General features: G+C 69.7%; 18 protein-coding genes and 1 tRNA gene. 9 read left to right on the top strand and 10 right to left on the bottom strand.

The features are described from left to right. Positions 1–8 precede the first annotated feature (8 nt). Both BUE42_RS14040 and BUE42_RS14035 read right to left on the bottom strand, forming a co-directional pair. On the bottom strand, positions 9–3,194 hold the full coding sequence (locus BUE42_RS14040; protein WP_073465725.1) for a response regulator: 3,186 nt from the start codon (positions 3,192–3,194) through the stop codon (positions 9–11). Beyond that, a complete protein-coding gene (locus BUE42_RS14035; RefSeq protein ID WP_083614123.1) occupies positions 3,191–4,789 on the bottom strand; it encodes an ABC transporter substrate-binding protein in 1,599 nt (532 codons plus the stop codon). The genes BUE42_RS14040 and BUE42_RS14035 overlap by 4 nt, the downstream gene beginning before the upstream one ends. 193 nt (positions 4,790–4,982) lie before the next feature. Here BUE42_RS14035 and BUE42_RS14030 point away from each other — a divergent pair, with 193 nt between their 5' ends. Beyond that, complete coding sequence (locus BUE42_RS14030; RefSeq protein WP_083614122.1) at positions 4,983–5,972, top strand: substrate-binding domain-containing protein; 990 nt, start codon at positions 4,983–4,985, stop codon at positions 5,970–5,972. Between the two features lie 7 nt (positions 5,973–5,979). Beyond that, positions 5,980–8,736 (top strand): response regulator, encoded by a 2,757-nt coding sequence (locus BUE42_RS14025; RefSeq protein WP_073465723.1) that lies wholly within the window; start codon positions 5,980–5,982, stop codon positions 8,734–8,736. A gap of 8 nt (positions 8,737–8,744) precedes the next feature. On the opposite strand, the gene BUE42_RS14020 is transcribed toward BUE42_RS14025, so the two are convergent. Then, positions 8,745–9,083 (bottom strand): hypothetical protein, encoded by a 339-nt coding sequence (locus BUE42_RS14020; RefSeq protein WP_073465722.1) that lies wholly within the window; start codon positions 9,081–9,083, stop codon positions 8,745–8,747. Positions 9,084–9,167: 84 nt separating this feature from the next. On the opposite strand from BUE42_RS14020, the gene BUE42_RS14015 reads away from it, so the two are divergent. Then, complete coding sequence (locus BUE42_RS14015) at positions 9,168–9,563, top strand: nuclear transport factor 2 family protein (protein ID WP_073465721.1); 396 nt, start codon at positions 9,168–9,170, stop codon at positions 9,561–9,563. Positions 9,564–9,569: 6 nt separating this feature from the next. After that, positions 9,570–9,998 carry a hypothetical protein gene (locus tag BUE42_RS14010; RefSeq protein ID WP_073465720.1) on the top strand — a complete coding sequence of 143 codons (429 nt, stop codon included), beginning with the start codon at positions 9,570–9,572 and terminating at the stop codon, positions 9,996–9,998. Here BUE42_RS14010 and BUE42_RS14005 read toward each other — a convergent pair. Together BUE42_RS14005 and BUE42_RS14000 are read right to left on the bottom strand one after the other, a co-directional pair. Beyond that, positions 9,985–10,218 carry a hypothetical protein gene (locus tag BUE42_RS14005; protein ID WP_073465719.1) on the bottom strand — a complete coding sequence of 78 codons (234 nt, stop codon included), beginning with the start codon at positions 10,216–10,218 and terminating at the stop codon, positions 9,985–9,987. The genes BUE42_RS14010 and BUE42_RS14005 overlap by 14 nt on opposite strands. A 193-nt stretch (positions 10,219–10,411) precedes the next feature. Next, a complete protein-coding gene (locus BUE42_RS14000; RefSeq protein ID WP_073465718.1) occupies positions 10,412–10,993 on the bottom strand; it encodes a cold shock domain-containing protein in 582 nt (193 codons plus the stop codon). Positions 10,994–11,427: 434 nt separating this feature from the next. On the opposite strand from BUE42_RS14000, the gene BUE42_RS32180 reads away from it, so the two are divergent. Continuing rightward, positions 11,428–11,898, top strand: a complete 471-nt coding sequence (locus tag BUE42_RS32180; RefSeq protein WP_143171492.1) for a hypothetical protein — start codon at positions 11,428–11,430, stop codon at positions 11,896–11,898. Positions 11,899–11,971: 73 nt separating this feature from the next. Here BUE42_RS32180 and BUE42_RS13990 read toward each other — a convergent pair whose 3' ends face one another. From BUE42_RS13990 to BUE42_RS13980, 3 genes are all read right to left on the bottom strand, one after another. Then, positions 11,972–12,322 (bottom strand): hypothetical protein, encoded by a 351-nt coding sequence (locus BUE42_RS13990; RefSeq protein WP_073465716.1) that lies wholly within the window; start codon positions 12,320–12,322, stop codon positions 11,972–11,974. 113 nt (positions 12,323–12,435) lie between these two features. Next, positions 12,436–12,523 (bottom strand) — tRNA-Ser (locus BUE42_RS13985). 34 nt (positions 12,524–12,557) lie between these two features. After that, positions 12,558–13,385, bottom strand: coding sequence for a symmetrical bis(5'-nucleosyl)-tetraphosphatase (locus BUE42_RS13980; RefSeq protein ID WP_073465715.1), 828 nt, complete (start codon positions 13,383–13,385; stop codon positions 12,558–12,560). 120 nt (positions 13,386–13,505) lie between these two features. On the opposite strand from BUE42_RS13980, the gene BUE42_RS13975 reads away from it, so the two are divergent. Genes BUE42_RS13975 through BUE42_RS13960 form a run of 4 tightly spaced genes read left to right on the top strand, consistent with a single transcriptional unit; the run spans position 13,506 to position 18,234 of the window. Continuing rightward, positions 13,506–14,807 (top strand): hemolysin family protein, encoded by a 1,302-nt coding sequence (locus tag BUE42_RS13975; RefSeq protein WP_073465714.1) that lies wholly within the window; start codon positions 13,506–13,508, stop codon positions 14,805–14,807. After that, positions 14,804–15,565: a SapC family protein gene (locus tag BUE42_RS13970; protein ID WP_073465713.1), complete on the top strand. Its 762-nt coding sequence runs from the start codon at positions 14,804–14,806 to the stop codon at positions 15,563–15,565. The genes BUE42_RS13975 and BUE42_RS13970 overlap by 4 nt, the downstream gene beginning before the upstream one ends. A gap of 13 nt (positions 15,566–15,578) precedes the next feature. Continuing rightward, on the top strand, positions 15,579–17,003 hold the full coding sequence (locus BUE42_RS13965) for a lyase family protein (RefSeq protein ID WP_073465712.1): 1,425 nt from the start codon (positions 15,579–15,581) through the stop codon (positions 17,001–17,003). A gap of 22 nt (positions 17,004–17,025) precedes the next feature. Beyond that, the gene (locus BUE42_RS13960) at positions 17,026–18,234 is read left to right on the top strand and encodes a bifunctional 4-carboxymuconolactone decarboxylase/3-oxoadipate enol-lactonase PcaCD (RefSeq protein WP_073465711.1); all 1,209 of its coding nucleotides are present in this window, start codon (positions 17,026–17,028) and stop codon (positions 18,232–18,234) included. Here BUE42_RS13960 and BUE42_RS13955 read toward each other — a convergent pair. Both BUE42_RS13955 and BUE42_RS13950 read right to left on the bottom strand, forming a co-directional pair. Continuing rightward, positions 18,218–19,750 carry a S41 family peptidase gene (locus BUE42_RS13955; protein ID WP_159445418.1) on the bottom strand — a complete coding sequence of 511 codons (1,533 nt, stop codon included), beginning with the start codon at positions 19,748–19,750 and terminating at the stop codon, positions 18,218–18,220. The two genes, BUE42_RS13960 and BUE42_RS13955, sit on opposite strands and share 17 nt — an antisense overlap. A gap of 21 nt (positions 19,751–19,771) precedes the next feature. Next, entirely contained in the window at positions 19,772–20,545 is a 774-nt protein-coding gene (locus BUE42_RS13950) for an IclR family transcriptional regulator (RefSeq protein WP_073465710.1), read from the bottom strand. Positions 20,546–20,560: the final 15 nt, after the last annotated feature.

Here is a 20,560-nt window from a genome sequence, read left to right as displayed (position 1 = left end):
CCGGGGCTCTAGAGCTGCTCGGCCAGTTCTCCGAGCACCTGCTCCAGTTGGCTGGACACCTCGTGCAACAGCGCGCCGATCTCGGCGTCGCCGGCGTGACCCAGGCAGGCCTGCTCCAACGCGGCGGCCGCCTCCTGCAGCGCCGGCATGCCGAGCGTGCCGGCCTCGCACTTCAGGTCGTGGGCCGAGCGCATCGCGGCGTCGGGATCGCCCGCCGCCAGCGCCGTCTTGAACTGCGGCACGAATTCCGTCTCGCGATCGCGGAACATGCCCAGCATGCGGCGGTACAGCACGTCGTTGCCCCGCACGTTGGCCAGGCCGCTCACGCTGTCGAGGCCGGTGCCGGCGCGCCGCGGCTTCACCCAGCGCGCCAGCGTGGCGAACATCTCGTCGACCACGATCGGCTTGGCGATGTGGTCGTCCATGCCGGCCGCGAGCACGGCCTCGCGGTCGCCGACCATCGCGTTGGCCGTCATCGCGATCACCGGCAGCGTCCGCAGCGCCGGCCGCTGGCGCAGTGCACGCGTCGCGGCATAGCCGTCCATGCGCGGCATCTGGCAGTCCATCAGCACCGCGTCGAAGCGCTCGCGGGCCAGCACGTCCAGCGCCTCCTGGCCGTCGCAGGCGACGCTGACGCTCACGCCGGCGCGGCCCAGCAGGTCCACGGCCAGCTCGCGGTTGATCGCGTTGTCCTCGACCAGCAGGAGGTGCGCGCCGGCCAGCGCCGCGCGGTGATCGAGCAGCGCGTCGGCGCGCCGCGTGCTGCGCGTGGGCGCGAGCGGCACGCGGCCGAGCGCGGTGATGCAGGCGTCGAGCAGCGACGAGGGCGTGACCGGCTTGGTCAGCAGCGCACCGACCGTCAACTGCCGTTCGGCCAGGTGCTGGCGCACCTCGTCGCGTCCGAAGGCGGTGGCCATCAACACCATCGGTGCCGGATGGCGCAGCCCGGCCCGGTCGACCAGCGCCTGCGCGCAGGCCACGCCGTCCATGCCGGGCATCTTCCAGTCCAGCAGCAGCAGCTGGTACGGCCGGTCGCCCGCATCCGCCTGCACCACCCGCCGCAAGGCCTCTTCGCCGCCGGCGGCGGCATCGGCGACCAGGCCCAGCGCCCGGCTCATCTCGGCGAGCACCTCGCGCGCGGCGGCGTTGTCGTCGACGACGAGGACGCGCGTGCCCGACAGGCTGTCGTGGTGCGCGGCCGGCGCCACCGCGGCGGCGCCCGGCTGCAGGCTGAAGGCGAGCTCGAAGTGGAAGCAGCTGCCGCGCCCCGGCTCGCTGTCGACCGCCAGCTCGCCGCCCATCAGGTGCACCAGGTGCCGGCTGATGGCCAGCCCGAGGCCGGTGCCGCCGTAACGCCGGCTGGTCGAGGCATCGGCCTGCGTGAAGGGCTCGAACAGACGGTCCTGCTCCTGCCGGCTCATGCCGATGCCGGTGTCGCGCACCTCGAAGCGCAGCCGCGCCGGTGTGCCGCCGACGTCGCCCGCGTCGCCAGCGTCAATCACCCGCACCGCCACCACGACCTCGCCGGCGGCGGTGAACTTGACGGCGTTGTTGCCCAGGTTCAGCAGCACCTGGCCCAGGCGCGACGGGTCGCCCACCAGCGCGGTCGGCAGCTGCAGCGGCAGTTCGAGCAGCAGCTCGAGGTCCTTCTCGTCGGCCTTCATGCCGACCACGTTGCTCAGGTTGTCCATCACCTCGCCGAGACCGAACGGGATCGACTCGATGTCGAGCTTGCCGGCCTCGATCTTCGAGAAATCGAGGATGTCGTTGATGATGCCCAGCAGCGATTCGGCCGATGCGTTCACCTTCTGGATGTAGTTGTGCTGCCGGGCATCCAGGCCGCTCTGCAGCGCCAGGTGCGACATGCCGAGGATCGCGTTCATCGGCGTGCGGATCTCGTGGCTCATGTTCGCCAGGAAGCTGCTCTTCGCGCGGTTGGCGAGCTCGGCGGCGTCCTTGGCGCGCTGCGCCTCGGCGAACACCGATTCGAGGTGGGCGATGGTGTCGACCAGCCGCTGCGTCATGGTGTCGATGCTGCGCGCCAGCAGCCCGATCTCGTCGCCGGATTCGACCGCGGCGCGCGCCGACAGGTCACCCGCCGCGATGCGTTCGGCCACGCCGGTCAGGCGGCGCACCGGCCCCACGATGCTGCGCTGGAAGCGCCAGGCCAGCAGCACCGCCGCCAGCACCGCCAGCAGCGCGAGCGCCGCGGCGGCGAGGCGGGCGTCGGCGATGCGGCGCACGGCGCCGGTCAGCGCCTCGCCGAGGCCCGCCTGCTGGCCTGCCGTGAGCCGGGCCAGGCGTTCGAGCATCGCCTCGGCCTGCGGCGCCACCTGGGTGCGGTACAGGTAGAGGTCTTCGTAGGCGCGCTCGCCGTTCAGGATGCCGATGATCTGCAGCGCGAGTTCGGTCACCTCGGCCCGCTGGCGCGCGAGGTGGTCGAGCAGCGCGTTCTGCTGCGCGTCGAGCACGGCCCGCCGGCTCGCCACCGCGTTCCAGGCCGCGGCATTGGTGGACAGATGCGGGCCGTAGGCCAGCTTGAAGCTCAGCTCGCCCGACGCACCGTAGGCGATGAGGTTGGTCACCATCGCGTCGAACGAGGTCTGGAAGCGCAGCAGGTCGGACACCAGCTCGCGGCTTGGCGGGCTCGATGGGCGCGACCGCTGCAACTCGAGGATGCGGCTGATGCCGTCGAGCACCTGCACGCGCCTGGCCTGCACGTCGACGCGCGACAGCCGCAGCGCGGGCTGGTTCCTCAGCGGGTTGTCGTGCAGGTCGAACAGTTGCTTCGGCAGGCCTTCCCAGCGGCGGTAGTCGGCCGTCAGGTCGCCGACGAGGCGGGCCGCGTCCACCTCGGGCCAGCTGTTCGACATCGCCTGCAGCGCGGCCAGGCGATCCTCGAACTCGCGCCGGGCGGCCCGGTACTGCTGCACGTCCTGCGGGTCGCTGAGCACCAGGTACCCGCGCACGTGCAGTTGCATGCTCAGCAGGCTGGCCTGCGCCTGCGTCGAGGCGAGCGACGCGGGGAGCCGCAGGTCCTGGGCCAGCGCGATGTCGCGCGTCAGGTGCTGCGCCCCCAGCAAGGCCATCAGCACGACCAGCACCGTGACGCCGGCCAGCACGCCGAAGGCCGCCGTCAGCTTGCTGCCGATGCCGAGCGCCTGCCAGCGCTCCCAGGGCGCCGTCCCGTTCATCGCGGCAGGCCCAGCGAGGCCCGGAAGGCGCTGCGCTGCGCATGGCGCCCGAGCCGCACCGTGATCTCCTCGAAGTCGACGGAGGCCGCCTTGAGTGCGGCCTGCGGGCTCAGTTGCCCGCTCGTCGCGGCAGCCAGGCGCAGGTCCAGCGACTGCCAGTAGCTGAAGGCCCCGGGGATGCGCAGGTAGGGCAGCTGCAGCGGGTTGCTGAACGTGTCGTCATAGGCCTGCAGGTAGTCCTGCACGTCGATGGCGTCCCAGCCGGCTTGCAGGTAGTCGTCCAGGCGGCCACTGCCCTTGGGCGGCAGCAGGTGGTAGCGGCGGCCCGGGTCGATGCCGTCCCAGCCGCGTGCGGCGTAGACGCGCGACTTCGGCTCGCTGGCCATCAGCGCCAGCAGGTAGTAGGTGGCCGCCGGTGCCTTGGAGTCGCGCGAGATCACGCCCGCCCAGGAGCCGCCGGTGGTATTGCCGACCCGGTTCGGCCGCTCGGTCTTCACCCACCGGTGCCGGCCTGCGTCGTAGTACTCGAAGGTGCCGGGCAGTTGCGCCGAGCCCACCTTGCCGCGCACCCGGCTGCCCGGCTGCTGCGCGAGCGCGCCGAGATCGCCCCAGGTGAGCGTGAGCGCGGCGCGCCCGGACAGGAAGTAGTCCCAGCCGCGACCGAGGTCCCAGTTGAGCATCTCCTTCGGGCCGAACTGCACCAGGTCGACCAGCATCGCGAGGGCGCGCACGTGGCCCGGGCTGTCCAGCAGCGGCTTCATGGTCTGCGGGTCGAACCAGTACAGGTGCGGGTTGTCCGGGCCGATCACGAAGGGCGCGGACAGCGACATGAAATGGAACATGCCCTGCGCCCCGGCGCGCAGCGGCAGCAGCAGGCCGTGGTCCGGCTCGCCGTCGCCGTTGAGGTCCTTGCCGTTGAAGTACTCGGCGATGTCGCGGAACTGCTCCCACGTGGCCGGCGGCGCCAGCGGGTAGCCGTGGGCCTTCTGGAAGGCCGCCCGGTGCTGCGGGTCCGCCAGCAGGTCGCGCCGGTAGTACATCACCTGGCCGTCGTGGTCGTTGGCCACCATGTACTTGTGCCCGCCGAACACGAGCAGGCTGCGCGGCGCCGGCAGCACCTCGGCGATGTCCCAGGCCGGGAAGCGCGGATCCTTGTAGTAGCGGTCGTACGGGACGATGTGCTTGCCGGCGACCAGCTCGCCGAGCCACCAGGCGCCGGCGATGCAGGCGTCGTAGCGGCCGGTGCCGCTGGTCAGGTCGGAGATCAGCGTGGCGAACAGCTCCTCGTGGGGCCGCTGCACGATCTCGAGCGTGGCGCCGGTGGCGGCCTCGAATTCCGGCTTGATCTCCTGCACCGGACCGCCGATCCCCTGGCCTTCGGCGACCAGCACCGTCACGTGCTGTCCCGCAAACGGGCAGCGGCCCGGCGTGCAGGGTTCGGCCACGCGGGGCGGAAGCACGTCGCCGGGGCGCACCACGGTCGTGTCGGAGCCCTTGGGCCGGGGCTGCGGGTCGGCGCCTTGCGCCAGGCTCGCGCCGAGCAGCCCTGCTGCGAGCGCGTAGACGGCCCGCGCCGGCCAAAGCTTGCGACCCATGCTCGTCTCCTCAACGCACACCGCTGGGCGACAGGGATCTTGCGCCTTCGGCCGCGCGTCTTGAACATGCGGCGGGCCGTTTCCAGGGTAAACGAGAGGGTCGACTCCGGCATTGACAAGCCGGTGCATCTGCCCATCATCATCGCCTGCAGGGGGCGTCTCTCCGTCCGAGCGGAGAACCAGGAGAAGGCGAATGATCGACCGGCGCAGTGCAGTCGCGTGGGGCGGTTCCGTGCTGGTGGCTGCGGCCCTGCCCGCGGCCCGGGCGCAGCCCCGCTACCGCATCGTCATCATGCCCAAGCTGGTCGGCATCGCGTACTACGACGCCGTCAAGACGGGCATCGATGCGGCAGCGCGCGAGCTGCCCGACACGGCGGTGACCTGGACCGGGCCGACGCAGGACCAGGTGGAACGGCAGATCGAGATGATCGAGCGCCTGATTCCGGAAAAGCCGGACCTGATCGCGGTGGCGGCGAACGATCCGGTGGCCATCGTGCCGGTGCTGCAGAAGGCGCAGCGGGCCGGCATCCACGTCATCAGCTGGGACGGCGACAGCCAGCTGCGCGAGTTCTTCGTCAACCTGGTGGATTTCGAGGCCTTCGGCAGCCAGCTGGTCGACGCCGTGCGTGCCGAGATCGGCCCGAAGGGCGACATCGCCATCGTGACGACGAGCTTCGCGGCGCCGAACCAGGCCAGCTGGATCGATGCGATGAAGCGGGCGATCTATGCGCGCAATCCCGGGCTGCGCATCGTCGACATCCGGCCTGCCGGCGAGAGCACCGAAGAGGCTTACCGGATCGCCCAGGACTGCCTGAAGTCGCTGGCCGGGCTGAAGGGCCTCATCGCGCTCGGGGCGCCCAACCTGCCGGGTGTCGCGCGCGCGGTGCGCGATGCCGGGCTGGTCGGCAAGGTGGCCGTGGTCGGCAACTCCACGCCGAACCTGATGCGCGAGTTCCTGAAGGACGGCACGGTCAGGACGGTGCTGCTGTGGAATGCGCCGGACCACGGCTACCTGACCGTCCATGCCGCGCGGCAGTTGCTGGCCGGCGGGCTGAAGGCGGGGCAGCCCTTCCAGGCCGGCCGGCTGGGCAGCTTCACGCCGCGCCGTGATGCGGTCAGCCTGCAGGTGGCCTTGCCGGTGATGGTGTTCACCAAGGCCAACGTGGACCAGCACAATTTCTGAGCCTGTCGTGAAGATCGGCACGCGACTCAACCTGGTCTCGCTGGCGGCCATCCTCGTGATGACCGCTGCGGTGCTGGGGGCCGCCGTGTTCTTTCTCGAAGCGGAGCTGCGGCAGTCGCGCGAGCGGCTGATGCAGCTCGAGCTGCAGGGGGCCACGCAGTCGATCCGGCAGCAGCTCAACCGCTCGGGCGTGGTCGCCGCCGCCAGGGAGGCCGAGGCGCAGCTGCTGCGGCTGCGCGCCAAGGAAGGCTTCGCGTCGGCGACGCTGTTCATCGTCGAGAAGAACGACAACCGCATCGTCTACCACCCGGACTTCCACAGCGGCGATCGCGTCGACTACGGCTTCGTCGACGAGATGATGCGGCGCCAGGCGGGCACGCTGGAATACAGCTACAAGGACGAGCGGCGCATGGCCGTGTTCCACACGCTGGTGCCGGTCGACTGGCTGGTGGGCGTGGCCGTGGCGCGCCGCGAGGTGCAGGCGGCCATGTTCGGGTTCATGAGCGCGATCGGGGGCATCACCTTCGCCGCCTTGTGCCTGAACGCGATCGCGGTCAGCCTGTTCGGGCGCTGGCTGTTGCGCCGCATCGGCGTGACGCTGGACTGCGTGCGGCGGATCGAGCAGGGCGACATGACGGCCCGCATCGCACCCGGCACGCGCACCGGGTCCGACGACGAGATCGGCGCCTTGCAACGCAGCATCGACGCGATGCGCGAGCGCATCGAACAGCGCACCCGGGAGCAGATCGAGACGCAGGAGGCACTGCGCGCCAGCGAGGCGCGCGTGCGCCGGGTGGTCGAGTCCAGCATGATCGGCGTGTTCTTCTGGGACACGACGGTTGCGATCACGGAGACGAACGATGCCTTCCTGGAGATCGTCGGCTACGACCGCGACGACCTGCGCGCCGGCCTGGTGAACTGGGAGCGGCTCACGCCGCCGCAGCAGGCCGATGCCGACCAGCAGGCCATCCGGCAGCTGCGCGACACCGGCCGCTGCCAGCCCTACGAGAAGCACTACATCCGCAAGGACGGGAGCCGGGTGCCGGTGCTGATCGGCGGGGCGCTGCTGAGCGACTCGATGCACCAGGGTGTGGCCTTCATCGTTGACCTCACCGAGCGCCGGCAGGCCGAGACCGACCGCCAGGCGCGCCGCGATGCGGAGGCGGCCAGCTCGGCCAAGAGCGAGTTCCTGGCCAACATGAGCCACGAGATCCGCACGCCGATGAACGCGATCCTCGGCATGTCGTACCTGGCGCTGCAGAGCGGGCTGAACCCGCAGCAGCACAACTACATCCAGAAGGTGCACGGCTCGGCGGAGTCGCTGCTGGGCATCATCAACGACATCCTCGATTTCTCGAAGATCGAGGCCGGCAAGCTCGACATGGAGACGATTGCGTTCAGCCTCGGCGACGTGATGGACAACGTGAGCAACCTGCTCGGGATGAAGGCGGACGAGAAGGGCCTGGAACTGGTGTTCGCGGTGCCGCCGCAACTGCCGGCCGTGATGGGCGATCCGTCGCGCCTGGGGCAGGTGCTGCTGAACCTGGGCAGCAACGCCATCAAGTTCACCGAGCGCGGCGAGGTGGTCGTGGGCATCGACGTGATCGAGCGGGACGACGTGTCGGTGCAGCTGCGTTTCGAGGTGCGCGATACCGGCATCGGCATCGACCGCGAGCAGCAGCAGCGCCTGTTCGAGGCGTTCACGCAGGCGGACGCCTCGACCAGCCGGCGCCATGGCGGCACGGGCCTGGGGCTCGCGATCAGCCGCAACCTGGTGCAGCTGATGGGCGGCGAGCTGGCCGTCGACAGCGAGCCGGGCCGCGGCAGCCGCTTCCACTTCAACGTGCGCTACGGCCTGCAGCAGGGCGTGGCCGCACGGCCGCCGGCGCTGCGCCGGGACGGCTTGCGCGGCGGCCGTGCGCTGGTGGTGGACGACAACGCGAGTGCGCGCGACGTGATCGCCGCGATGATCGGCGCGCTCGGATTGACGGCCGATACCGCCGGCGATGGCCGGGACGCGCTGCGCCGGCTGGAGCGTGCCGACGCGGACGACGAGCCCTACGACCTGTTGCTGCTCGACTGGAAGATGCCCGGCATGGACGGCATGGAGTGCGCCCGCCTGCTGTCACGGTCTGCCGGGCGGCGCCACCCGTTGCCGATGGTGCTGATGCTGACGGCCTTCAGCCGTGCCGACGCGCAGCAGCGCCTGGTCGAGCAGGCGCTCGCGGTCAGTGCGCTGCTCACCAAGCCGGTCACGCCGTCGACGCTGCTGGATGCCTGCAGCAAGGCACTCGGCCTGGCGCTGCACCATCCGACGCGGCTGGTGCAGCGCGAAGAAGACCTGGCCCGGCACCGGGCCGGCCTGAGCGGCGCGCGCATCCTGCTGGTGGAGGACAACCCCATCAACCAGGAGCTGGCGCTGGACGTGCTGCGGCGCGCCGGCCTGGTCGTGAGCGTCGCCAACGACGGCCAGGAGGCGCTCGACATGCTGGAGGGCGAGCAGTTCGATGGCGTGCTGATGGATTGCCAGATGCCGGTGCTGGACGGGTTCGCGGCGACCCGGGCGCTGCGCCTGCAGCCGCGGCTGCAGGACCTGCCGGTCATCGCGATGACGGCGAATGCCATGGTCGGGGATCGCGAGAAGGTGCTCGCCGCGGGGATGAACGACCACATCGCCAAGCCGATCAAGGTCGAGGAGATGTTCGCGACGCTGGCGCGGTGGGTGCGGCCGGCCGAGCCGGCCGCGGAGCGGGGTTCGGGTTGAAGCTGCGGTCAGGAGGCGCGGCGCGATTCGAGCAGCGCGCACGCGAAGCCGATGGCCGCGCACACCATTGCCCAGGCCGTCAGCAGGCCCCCGAAATTCTTCAGCAGGACGAAGGGTGCGAACCCGCTGGTGAACCAGTGGCTGAGCGGGATGAACGGCTCGGCGTAGCTGCCGGGTGGGCAGATGGCCTGCATGTCGAAGGACGGCGGCTTGCAGCCGGCCATCTCGACGATCTTGCCGGCGCCGACCGTGGAGACGAAGGGCAGCCCGAAGGCCAGGCAGAAGGCGATGAGGCTGCCTGTGGCGAGCCAGAAGATGAATCTGCAGATGCTTCGATTTCTTGGCATGCGCGCTTTGATGTGGGGGCTTGCGGGTCGATTCGGGCGGGTGGATTGTGACGCAGGCGTCAGTGCGGCCGGCACAATGCCGGCATGCCGATTCCCTCTGACGTCGACACCGTTCAGACGTTCTGGCGCCTGATGGCGACCAACGACTTCTTCGCCGTGGCGCAGGTGCTGGCGCCTGGCTTCGTGCTGGAGTGGCCGCAGTCGAATGAGCGCATTCGCGGCGCGCAGAACTTCGGGCGGATGAACACCGAGTACCCCGCCCACGGGCCATGGCGCTTCACGGTCAACCGGCTGGTGGGCGGGCCGGGCGAGGCGGTGTCGGACGTGTCGGTCACCGATGGCGTGCAGTCGGCGCGCGCGCTCAGCTTCTTCACGGTGGAGAACGGGCTCATCACCCGGCTGGTGGAGTTCTGGCCCGAGCCGTACGCGGCGCTGGCGAACAGGGCGCACCTGGTCGAGCCGATCGACCCCTCGAAGTGAGGCCTGGTGTTCAAGCTGCTGCTGCGTTGCCTGTTCTTCATCGGTGGTGTCGTGCTGCTGGGCGATACCGCATTGCCGCTGCGCGATGAAACCCTGCGGGTCGACCAGCACACGAGCCACGTCAACGATGGCGAGTCGGCGCGCCGCGACAACCGCTCGGGCGACACCAGCTACACGCTGCACCTGGTGGGCGGGCAGGTGGCGAGTTGCTCGGTCGGGTATGCGGCGTACCAGCGGCTGAAGGACGGCGATGCGATCCAGGTGCAGGCGACGCGGCTGCTGCGCCAGTGCGTGCTCATTGCGCGCGACGGTGAGCTGGTCGAGTCGAACCGCCACTGGCGCTGGATCGCGATGGTGATCGGCGGCGTGCTGATCGCGCTGGCGATCGGGTGGCTGCGGGCGGATGACGAGGACGGGGGCATCAGTCTGGCGTGAGGCGTGTCGGCGTGCCACGGCCGACCTGCGACAGCGCTGCGACGACAACGCCCAGCGCCAGCGCGCCGAGGCCCCATGCCACCCCGGCAAGCGACATCGTGACCTTGAGCCAGAGGGCGCCGCCGGTCCACAGCAATCCGCCGATGATGACGAGGACCTTGCGCCACATCGGTAGCGGCGACAAGGCCTCGATGAGGGAATCGATGGCACTGCGGTCCACCGGAACGATCCTCGGTCTGGCCGCTGTTGCTCTGGAGGCGCATGCTGCCTCGATCTGCTTTCCCGTGGCGCGAGCGGGGAAGCCACAGGCTGCGCAGAGATCGGCACCTGGTGAATTGGATGCTTCGCAGGCGAAGCATTGCCATGCATAGGGGCGTTCAGAGTTCGACAAGTTGTGCGGGCGGTTGCGAGGGCTAGTCTGCGAACGGGCTGGTGCACCACTGCTGTTCGCAGGGCACGCCATCGTTGTTGCCGTCCATCTTCGTTCCCGGGCAATTCTTCAGGAAGAACTTGGCTTCACGGCAGGACGTCATTTGCGAGCAATGGGTGCGGCCATCGCAGCGGAACGAGCCAGGCGCAGGAGCGGCCGACACCGCTTCGGGTATTGCAGGCCTCAACGGCCGGCCGGATTGCGACTGGGCGAATGGCCGGTACCTGTTGTAGCCGAAGACGCCGACGGCGATCACGATGGCGATCATGAGTACCAAGGCGACGAGTGGGAGCACCAGTGAGCGGCGCCTGCGCCGGACGGACACCTGCGCGCGTGGATGCGTCGACGGTTTTCCGATGGCCTGGCGAATGACGCGAACGGCTTGCGGCCTTCCGTCGGCCCCTTGTCCCGGCTCGTAGCTCAGCGACTCGCCGACGGTGGGGCGGGATCCGTCCCGCGGGAATGCGCTGATGTGGACGAACAGTTCACGGCCACCCCCAGTCGGCGCAATGAAGCCGAAGCCGCGTTCTTCGTTCCAGGTTCGCAGAATGCCTGTCTGGGGCATGCTTGAGTGCTGTTCTCAGAACGCTCGTGCGCGTTCCTAGAGCTGCCTGTCGGCATCTCCAGATTCCGCGGGAGGAGTCTTCGCTCCCCACCTGTATACGTAGGGCGCGATGCCGAGGGCGATGAAGATTGCATCGACCCAGAAGGAACTCCCGGGCCACAGGACTCTGTACGCCACCAATGCAAGTGCGGCAAGTGCGATGGCGACAAGCCCGATGACCTTCAACGTGTCCATGGGATGTCAAGTCTGGTGATGGGCATCACGGAAATCTCAATGGCGCCGTTTGGGGGATTGGGGCATGCAGACGGTAGCATTGGCATTCGCAAACCGTCGATTCCTGCAACGTGCCGAACGATCCTACCTCACACATTCCGGAGGAATCTGCAGAGCCGTGGATCGAACCGCTTGGGCCCGCCGGTCGCTCCTTCGAGCCAATGCCGATCCCCACGTTCGCTCAGTCGCCCGCGCCCAATCTCACTTTCCAGATCGCCGCTGGCGTCGCCATCGGGATACTCACCGCGGCGGCAATCGTCTGGGCCTACACCAACTGGCAAGCCCGACAAGCATTGAATGAGCTTTCCGAGAACGCTGCGCGGGCAATACGAACGGCAAATGCGCAAGCTCGTGCGCAAGCGGAGGCGCAACGCGCAAAGACGGTTGCCGACGAAGAAGAGGCCGCTCGACTCAGGCTGGTCGCTGCGGCTGGGCAACGCGCCACAGAGGTGGCGAGGCAAAAGCAAGCGTCTGAAGCGGATGCCCGTGCTGCTGCCTGGCGCAGGTTCTATCAGCAGCCTGCACGATGCACGGACAACCCCACATCCCCAACTCTCGTCGAGTGTGCCAACGAATTCATACGCGCGAAGCGAGCATTCGAAGCGAGCTACAAGCCGATATCACAACCGTAGCGGGCGCGCTGTCGGAACTGCCTCATCACAGCTATTCGATGGCCTGCGCCAATGCATCCAAAGTGCGCATCGGTCAATACGCAATGGTGGACAGAGATTCAATGTTGTAGTCGTCGCACGTGCCTTTGCCGATGATGGTCACCGGAGCCTGCGTCGACCTGGCCAACAGTGCAGTTGCCAGCCAACTCTTCTTCAGCTGGAGGTTCTCCCGCTCACCGCTGTACCAGCCCCCAGCGGCGCAGACCGCGCTGAACGACCCGCTGGTCGGCGTGACGTGGACGCTGATCCGGAAGTCTTGCAACGTGCTGCTGCTCACATAAACCTTGTCGACGATGCCGGTCACCGTGGTCTCGGCGGCAGCAGGCAGGGACGCGGCAGCCGCGCAGATGACGATGGCCGATTGGAGGAACTGTGTGGATTTCATGGTTCTCTGATCGTTGGAGAAACTCTTCAACTTGCAGTCTTGGCGCACGCCGCTTCGTGCTCGCCCGGATTCGCCGCGCGATCCGAGACGGCCGCTTTGGGCCCTTGATCGGCTGGCGGAAGCGGTGGGATTCGAACCCACGGACAGTTGCCCGTCGCTGGTTTTCAAGACCAGTGCCTTAAACCACTCGGCCACACTTCCTGAAGAGGCCGGAATTGTAGTCCGGCCGCGCGCGTCAGCCCGGCTTCTGCGCCTGCTGGCAGTCCACCTGGATCACCTCGGGCAGCTCGCCCGGCCCGCGCAGCCGCACCGCGGTGAGCTGCCCGCCCCACACGCAGCCGGTGTCCAGCGCCATCAGGTCGGGCCGAACCGTCAGCCCGAGCGTCGACCAGTGCCCGAACGCGATCGGCACGCCGGCCGTGCGGCGCTGCGGTGCGTCGAACCACGCGAACAGCCCCGGCGGCGCGGCGTCCGCCCCCTCGTTGCTCGACATGTCCAGCGTGCCGTCGGCCGCCACGAAGCGCACGCGCGTCAGCACGTTCACCGCGAAACGCAGCCTGTCGGCGCCCTGCAGCGCCGGATCCCAGCGCGCCGGCTCGTTGCCGTACATCACCCGCAGGAAGCCCACCAGGTCGTCGCCGCGCAGCCGCTGCTCCACCTCGCCGGCCAGCGCCAGCGTCGTTGCCAGGTCCCATTGCGGCGCCACGCCGGCATGCACCATCAGCCAGCCGTGCGCGTGCACCGCCATGCGCTGCCGGCGCAGCCAGTCGATCAGCGTGCCACGGTCCGGCGCGTCCAGGATCTCGCCCAGCGTGTCGCGCCGCCCCGGCTTGCGCACCCCGTGCGCCACCGCCAGCAGGTGCAGGTCGTGGTTGCCCAGCAGGCAGGTCGCTGACGAGCCCAGCTGTTGCAGCCGCCGCAGCGTGCGCAGCGAGGCCGGGCCCCGGTTCACCAGGTCGCCCAGCAGGTGGACGTGGTCGCGCGAGGCGGAGAAGCCGATCTTCTCGAGCAGGCGCTCCAGTGGGTCGCAGCAGCCCTGCAGGTCACCGATCAGGTAGTTCATGGCGGGGATTCTGCCGGCACCTGCCCAGCGCCTTCGTCACGGCCCCGCCGGCGCCATCTGCTACCCTTGCGGCCTTCGTCGTTTTGCGCGTTCCGGGCCGGGTCCCGGCAGCGTGCTTCCATGGACATAGCGCTCCTCGTTTTCCTGATCATCCTGAACGGTCTGTTCGCCATGTCTGAAATGGCGCTCACCGCCAGCCGCAAGGCTCGCCTGCAGGTGATGGTGGAAACCGGCGACGACGGCGCGCGCGCCGCGATGGACCTGCACGAGAACCCCACCAAGTTCCTGTCCACCGTGCAGATCGGCATCACGTCGATCGGCGTGCTGAATGGCATCGTCGGCGAGGCCGCCTTCTCCGAGCCGCTCGCCGCCTGGATCCACCTGACCTTCAACATCCACGAGAAGGCCTCCGGCATCACCGCCACCGCCCTCGTGGTGATGTGCATCACCTTCGTCACGATCATCTTCGGCGAGCTGGTGCCCAAGCGCCTCGGGCAGATGTATCCCGAGAACGTGGCCCGCCTGGTCGCGCAGCCGATGGAGTGGCTGTCGACCGCAGTGCGCCCCTTCGTCAAGCTGCTGTCGTTCTGCACCGAGGGCACGCTGCGCCTGCTGGGCATCCGCGGCGGCCCGAGCCGTTCGGTGACCGAAGAAGAGATCGCCGCCAGCCTCGAGGAAGGCCTGGACGCCGGCGTGATCGAGGCGCAGGAGCACCAGATGGTGCGCAACGTGTTCCGCCTCGACGACCGCCAGGTCGGTTCGATGATGATCCCGCGCACCGAAATCATCTGGCTCGACGCCGCGGCCGGCCTGGACGACGTGTTGAAGGTCACCGGCGACCAGGAGCACTCGCGCTACCCGGTGTGCCGTGGCAGCCTGAGCGACGTGGTCGGCGTGATCTCGGCGCAGACGCTGTTGCAGCAGATGCTGCAGGGCCGGCCGCTGGCGCTGACCGAGGGCCTGCAGGCGCCGGTGTTCGTGCCCGAGACGCTGTCGGGCATGGAGCTGCTCGAGCAGTTCCGCGCCTCGTCGGCCCAGCTCGTCTTCGTGGTCGACGAGTACGGCGAGGTGCAGGGCGTCATCACGGTGCGCGACGTGCTGGAGGCGATCACCGGCGAGTTCACGACCCCGGCCGACGGCGAGGCCTGGGCGGTGCAGCGCGCGGACGAGAGCTGGCTGTTCGACGGCCTGATCCCGGTGCCCGAGCTGAAGGACCGGCTGGCGCTGAAGGAGTTGCCCGAGGAAGACCGCGGCCGCTACAACACGCTGGCCGGCATGATCATGTTGTTGTTGGGCCGGCTGCCCAAGACCGCCGACACGGTGGACTGGGAAGGCTGGCGTTTCGAGGTGGTCGACCTGGACGGCAAGCGCGTCGACAAGGTGATGGCCACCGCCTTGCCCCCTGGAGCTGAAGTTCAATGATCACTGCCCTCTACAAGAAGCCCGCGCTGCTCGACCGCACGCGCCATGCCGGCAAGCACCTGCTGCCGCTGGACGCATCGGTGGCTGCCGGCATGAACGCGCTGTTCTGCACCTTCGGCGAGTTCGTCGAGGCGGGCAAGGAATATCCGATCCTCTTCGTCAACAGCGGCACCACCGAGAGCGGCGGCCCGCAGCTGAACCCGGTCGTGCTGCTCGGCCTGTCGCCCGGCGAGAACCTGTTCGTCGAAGGCAGCCAGTGGTTCGGCCGCTACGTGCCGGCCGCACTGCGCTGCTACCCGCTGGGCCTGACGCGGGTCGCCCGCGCCGACGGCACCGGTGACGAACTCTCGGTGGTCATCGACGAAAGTTACACCGGCCTGGTCGACGGTCCGCAAGGCGTGCCATTGCTCAGCGCCACCGGCGAGCCGACCGAGACGCTGACCAACGCGATGAAGCTGCTCGAGCTGTACGACCAGGAAGCGCAGCGCACCCCGTTGTTCTGCGAACGCCTGCGCGAGCTCGACCTGCTGAAGGGCATGCGCGCCGAAGGAACGCTGAACGACGGCGAGGCCTTCTCGGTCGACGGCTTCCAGGTCGTCGATGAAGACAAGCTGCGCGCGCTGCCCGATGCGACGGTGCTCGAGCTGTACCGCAACGGCATGCTGGCGCTGATCTACGCCCACCTGGGCTCGCTGAGCTGCCTGCAGCGCCTGAGCGATCGCAAGACGCACCTGAAGACGCAGGCCGCGGCCGCCTGACCGGAGCGCGCTGATGTCGACGGGGCCATCGGTTTTCGAGAGCTTCCTGTCGACGCCCGAGATGTCGGCGGTGTTCTCGCCGGCCTCGGTGATGCAGGCGATGCTCGACTTCGAGGCGGCGCTCGCGCGGGCCCAGGCCGCCGAAGGCCTGGTGCCGGTCGCGGCCGCCCAGGCGATCGCCGGCGTCTGCAAGGCCGAGCTGTACGACCTGGGCGCGCTGATCGACGCCAGCGGACGCGCCGGTAGCCTGGCGATTCCGCTGGTCAAGGCGTTGACGCAGGCCGTCGGCCTGTTCGATGCCGACGCGGCCGGGTTCGTGCACTGGGGCAGCACCAGCCAGGACGTGATCGACACCGGCCTCGCGCTGACGGCGCGCCGCGCGCTGGCGCTGGTCGACCGCGACCTCGGCACGCTCACCGCGTCGCTGCTGCTGCTGGCACGGCAGCACCGTGGCGTGCCGGTGCTGGCGCGCACGCTGATGCAGCCGGCGCAGGTGGTCAGCGTCGATTTCAAATTGGTCGCCTGGATCGCACCGCTGCTGCGTTGCCGGCAGCGCTTGCGCGCCGCGGGACTGCAGGCGCTGCAGTTGCAGCTGGGCGGCGCGGTCGGCACGCTGTCGGTGATGGGCGAGCGCGGCCCGGCCGTCGCCCACCGCGTGGCCGACGACCTCCGCCTGCGGCTGCCGCCCGGCCCGTGGCACACGCAGCGCGACGAGCTGGCGTCGCTGGCCGGCGAGTTGGGCGTGCTGGCCGGCGCGCTCGGCAAGATCGCGAAAGACATCTCGCTGATGGCGCAGGGTGAGCTCGGCGAACTGGCCGAGCCCGCGGGCACCGGGCGCGGCGGCTCGTCGACGATGCCGCACAAGCGCAACCCGGTTGCCGCGATGACGGCGCTGGCCGGCGCGCTACGCACGCCGCACCGCGTGGCCGCGCTGCTGGCCGCGATGGTGCAGGAGCACGAGCGCGGCCTCGGCAATTGGCAAGCCGAGCTGGCGGAGACAGCAGGGCTCTACCTCGGCGTGCACGGCGCGCTGAAGGCGCTGGCCGATGCCGCGCCGGGCCTGCAGGTCGATGCCGCGCGGATGCGGCACAACATCGATGCGCAGCACGGGCTGGTGTTCGCCGAGGCGGTGGCGATGCAGCTGGCGTTGCAGCTGGGCAAGGCGCGCGCGCATGCGCTGCTCGAGGCGTGGTCGCATGAGGCGGTGGCCGGCGGGCGATCGCTGCGCGAGGTGCTGTTGCAAGCGCTGTCGAAAGACGACACGCTGCGTGCGCAGCTCAGCGCCGAGCAGGTCGAGGCGCTGTTCGACGTCGACCGCGCCGCAGCGCATGCGAGCCGCGTCGCCGATCCGCAGCTCGCGCTGTGGCAGGAGCGAGCCGCCGGGCTGGACGCCGAGGCGCCGTGGTCGGCCTGGTTACCCCCGGTAGTCCCCCACTGAGCCATTCTCGAAAGGGCCCGTGATGCCGAAGCAACAGGATGATTTCGACCGCGGCGTGAAGAACCGTCGTGCGGTGTTGGGCGACGCCTGGGTCGACCAGTCGCTCGACGGCACATCGGCCTTCAACGCCGAATTCCAGTCGCTGATCACGCGCTACGCGTGGCACGACATCTGGGGCCGGCCGGGGCTCGACACGACGACGCGCCGCCTGCTGGTGCTCGGCATGACGATGGGCCTGGCGCGCTGGGAGGAGTTCGAGCTGCATTGCCGCGCCGCGGTGCGCGGCGGCGTGCCGGTCGAGAAGATCCGCGAGACGCTGATGCAGGGCGCGATCTACTGCGGCGTGCCGGCCGCCAACACCGCGTTCAAGCTGACCACGCAGATCCTGCGCGACGAAGGCCTGCTGCCGCCGCCGGCGCCGCTGTCGACCGGCGTGCGCACCTCCACCCACCACACCTTCAGCCGTCCGCAGCTGAAGGTCGCGCTGCAGGGCGAGGGCGCGCCGGTGCTGCTGAGCCACGCGCTCGGGCTGCACCTCGGCATGTGGGACACGCTGGCCGCGCGGCTCGCGCCGCGCCACGAGGTGCTGCGCTACGACCACCGCGGCCACGGCGGCTCGGCCATGCCGGCGGGGCCGTACCGCATGGACGAGCTGGTCGATGACGCGGCCCGCGTGATCCGCGAATGGGGCGCCGGGCCGGTGGCCTGGGTCGGGCTGTCGCTCGGCGGCATGGTGGGGCAGGGCCTGGCGATCCGCCACCCGGAGCTGGTGCGCTCGCTGGTGCTGGCCAACACCACTGCGCGCTATCCCGAGGCGGCGCAGGCGGCCTGGGCGCAGCGCATCGCGGCCGTCGAGCAGGGCGGGCTGGAGGCGATCGCCGACATGGTGATGGAGCGCTATTTCCACGCCGGCTTCCGCAGCGGCCAGCCCGAGGCGCTGGCGGCGTTCCGTGCAGCGCTGCTGCGCACGTCGGCCGCCGGCTATGCCGCGACCTGCCACGCGGTGCGCGAGGTCGACTGGCTCGAGCGGCTGCCGCAGGTGCGCTGCCCGACGCTCGTGATCGCCGGCGAGCTGGATGCCGGCGCGCCGGTCGCGATGTCGCAGGCCATCGCGGAACGCATTCCCGGCGCGCGGCTCGAGGTGCTGGCCGAGGCCTCGCACCTGAGCGTGGCCGAGCAGCCGCAGCAGTTCGCGGCGCTCGTCGAGGGCTTCCTCAGCGCGACGACGTGAGGAAGCGGTTGCTCAGCAGCGGCCGGCCGCGCAGCGCGGCGCCGCGGCCGCTGGCCAGCGACAAGGCCTTTGGCGACTCCTGCGATGAAGCCACCGGGCAGCTCCCGTTCGCGCGGTAGTCGAGCGCGGCCTTCAACATGCCTTCGTTCGCGCTGCCGAGCGGCTGCGTGAAGTCGTCGGCCACCGTGCAGCCGGCAATGCCGGCGCCGCCGCTGCCGTTCGGCGCGAAGCCGTCGGTGTAGTCGCCGAAGCCCTGCGCGTTGACGCCCTGGAACTCGATCGGGAAGTACGAGATGCCGCAGTTGTCCTGCGCCGCGAAGCCGTAGGGCTTGCCGCAGGTGGTGCTGCCGATCTGCCGCACATCGACGCCGACGCCACGCAGGCTGTTGATCACCGACTCGCTGGCCGAGCAGGTCTCGTGGGTGGTCAGCATGTAGACGCGCGACAGGTCGAGCGTCGGCAGCGCCGCGTTGGCGGTGCTGGTGGACTGGAACGGGTACGGCGCCTGCGCGTTGTCGGAGGTGCGCTTCGCGTTGTAGTTGAGCTTCTCGAACACCTGGCCGCTGGTGCGCGCGGGGCCGGCGATCATGTAGGCGAGCTCGCTCGCGATGTAGAGGTAGCCGCCGCCGTTGTAGCGCAGGTCGAGCACCAGGTCGGTCGCGCCCTGCGCCTTCAGCGACGAGATCGCCTCGATCAATTGCGCCTCGGCCGGTGCGACGTGCGACGTGAAGACAATGGTGCCGACCTTGCCGGTGGGCGTGGTCACCACGTTGTAGTTCAGCACCGGCTTGGTGGTGATGGCGGCGGTGGTCAGCGAGACGCTCACCTGGCCCACGCCCGCACGGTTGAGCACGTACGCGTGCGTGCCGCCGGTGTCGCTGGCGAACAGCGCGGCATTGAGCACGCCGACGCCGGCCGCCGTCTCATCGTCGGCCGACACGCCGTCGACCGTCACCAGCGTGTCGCCGCGCAGCACGCCTTTGGTGGCGGCCTCGGTGCCTGGCGTCACGTACGACACACGCAGCCCGCGCGGCGCCCGCGACGACAGCATGCGCCAGTTGATGCCGGTGCCAGCCTCGACGCCGGAGTCGAACAGCGCCGTGGAGGTGGCGGTCGGGAGGATGAAGCTGAACTGGTCCTTGCGGGCGCCACTGGCGGTGACGGCGGTCGTCTTCAGGGCCTCGAAATAGTTGTCGAGCGAGCCGTAGACGTCGGACGTGTTGCTGTATTGCGCCTGGCCGGCGGTGATGTTCGGGACTTCGCCGTACCAGAGGTAGGCATCGTTCATGTAAGCGCGCACCCACTGCTTCTCGATGTCGAGGCTGCCGGTGTGGCTGGACGCGTCGGGATTGGTCGGGGCGCATTGCTGCGCGTACTGCTGCGACGAAACGAGGCGGTTGCTGGAATCGCCGTCCGAACCGCCGCCGCAGGCGGTGAGGCCGACCGCTGCGATGAGCAGGCTGATCCAGGTGGCGCGCACGCGCGCGCCGGCGTGCCGTTGGCGTTGAACTCCCATCCCTCGCTCCCGATGCATTGATCAGCCGCCGACTATACCGGCCGCTCCGAGCTGCCGTGAGACGGCTGCGGCGCAGGCCTTCAACGCCAGCGCAACCGGGCCGGCCGGCCGCACGTCGAAGGTGGCGTTCGGGCCGATCGCGGCGAGGCTCAGCACCAGATCGCCGTGCAGGTCGAACACCGGGGCCGCCATCGCGCTGACGCCGGGCACCGCGCCGTCGACGACGCGGCTCAGGCCCTCGCTGCGGATGGTCGCGAGTTGCGCGCTGAAGGCGGCGTCCAGCGTGCGGCGGCCACCGTGCGGCTCCTGCGCCAGCACCTCGCGCAGGCGCGCCGGCGGCAGGTGGGCGGCGAACAGCAGGCCCGACGCGGTGCCGCGCATCGACATCACGGTGCCGTGGCGCATGTTGACGTGCACCGCGGACGGCGCCTCTTCGACGCGCACGATGGTCGGCCCACGGTTGCCCCACACCGCGATCGCGACGGTGTGGCCGACCTGCGCGGCCAGCGCCGGCAGCAGCGGCGTGGCCAGGCGCAGCGGGTCGAACTGCTGCAGGCTGATCAGCCCGAGTTCCATCGCGAGCGGACCGAGCCCGTAGCGGCCCGATGCCGCATCCTGCGCGATCAACCCGAGCTTGCCGAAGCTCACCAGGTAGGGGTGCGCCTTGGCGGGCGCCATGCCGGCTTCGCGCGCCAGGTCCTTCAGCGCCATCGGCCGGCCGTGGTGGGCGAGCGCGCGCAGCAACTGGCCGCCGACCTCGATGCTCTGGATGCCGCGAGGGGTGTTGGGTGTCATTGGTGAATTGGATGA

The sequence above is a fragment of the Rhizobacter sp. OV335 genome (assembly GCF_900142965.1).
GTDB lineage: Bacteria > Pseudomonadota > Gammaproteobacteria > Burkholderiales > Burkholderiaceae_C > Rhizobacter.
The sequence above is the reverse complement of the archived record's forward strand: the minus strand, read 5'-3'. Positions and strand labels throughout refer to the sequence as shown.

Bases quoted from the DNA above. Each gene is read 5' to 3' on its own strand.
- BUE42_RS13950 (WP_073465710.1), bottom strand. From the start codon at position 20,545: ATGACACCCAACACCCCTCGCGGCATCCAGAGCATCGAGGTCGGCGGC.
- BUE42_RS14040 (WP_073465725.1), bottom strand. From the start codon at position 3,194: ATGAACGGGACGGCGCCCTGGGAGCGCTGGCAGGCGCTCGGCATCGGC.
- BUE42_RS14015 (WP_073465721.1), top strand. From the start codon at position 9,168: ATGCCGATTCCCTCTGACGTCGACACCGTTCAGACGTTCTGGCGCCTG.
- BUE42_RS14035 (WP_083614123.1), bottom strand. From the start codon at position 4,789: ATGGGTCGCAAGCTTTGGCCGGCGCGGGCCGTCTACGCGCTCGCAGCA.
- BUE42_RS14020 (WP_073465722.1), bottom strand. From the start codon at position 9,083: ATGCCAAGAAATCGAAGCATCTGCAGATTCATCTTCTGGCTCGCCACA.
- BUE42_RS13980 (WP_073465715.1), bottom strand. From the start codon at position 13,385: ATGAACTACCTGATCGGTGACCTGCAGGGCTGCTGCGACCCACTGGAG.
- BUE42_RS13965 (WP_073465712.1), top strand. From the start codon at position 15,579: ATGTCGACGGGGCCATCGGTTTTCGAGAGCTTCCTGTCGACGCCCGAG.
- BUE42_RS14030 (WP_083614122.1), top strand. From the start codon at position 4,983: ATGATCGACCGGCGCAGTGCAGTCGCGTGGGGCGGTTCCGTGCTGGTG.
- BUE42_RS13975 (WP_073465714.1), top strand. From the start codon at position 13,506: ATGGACATAGCGCTCCTCGTTTTCCTGATCATCCTGAACGGTCTGTTC.
- BUE42_RS13990 (WP_073465716.1), bottom strand. From the start codon at position 12,322: ATGAAATCCACACAGTTCCTCCAATCGGCCATCGTCATCTGCGCGGCT.
- BUE42_RS32180 (WP_143171492.1), top strand. From the start codon at position 11,428: ATGCCGATCCCCACGTTCGCTCAGTCGCCCGCGCCCAATCTCACTTTC.
- BUE42_RS14000 (WP_073465718.1), bottom strand. From the start codon at position 10,993: ATGCCCCAGACAGGCATTCTGCGAACCTGGAACGAAGAACGCGGCTTC.
- BUE42_RS13955 (WP_159445418.1), bottom strand. From the start codon at position 19,750: ATGGGAGTTCAACGCCAACGGCACGCCGGCGCGCGCGTGCGCGCCACC.
- BUE42_RS13960 (WP_073465711.1), top strand. From the start codon at position 17,026: ATGCCGAAGCAACAGGATGATTTCGACCGCGGCGTGAAGAACCGTCGT.
- BUE42_RS13970 (WP_073465713.1), top strand. From the start codon at position 14,804: ATGATCACTGCCCTCTACAAGAAGCCCGCGCTGCTCGACCGCACGCGC.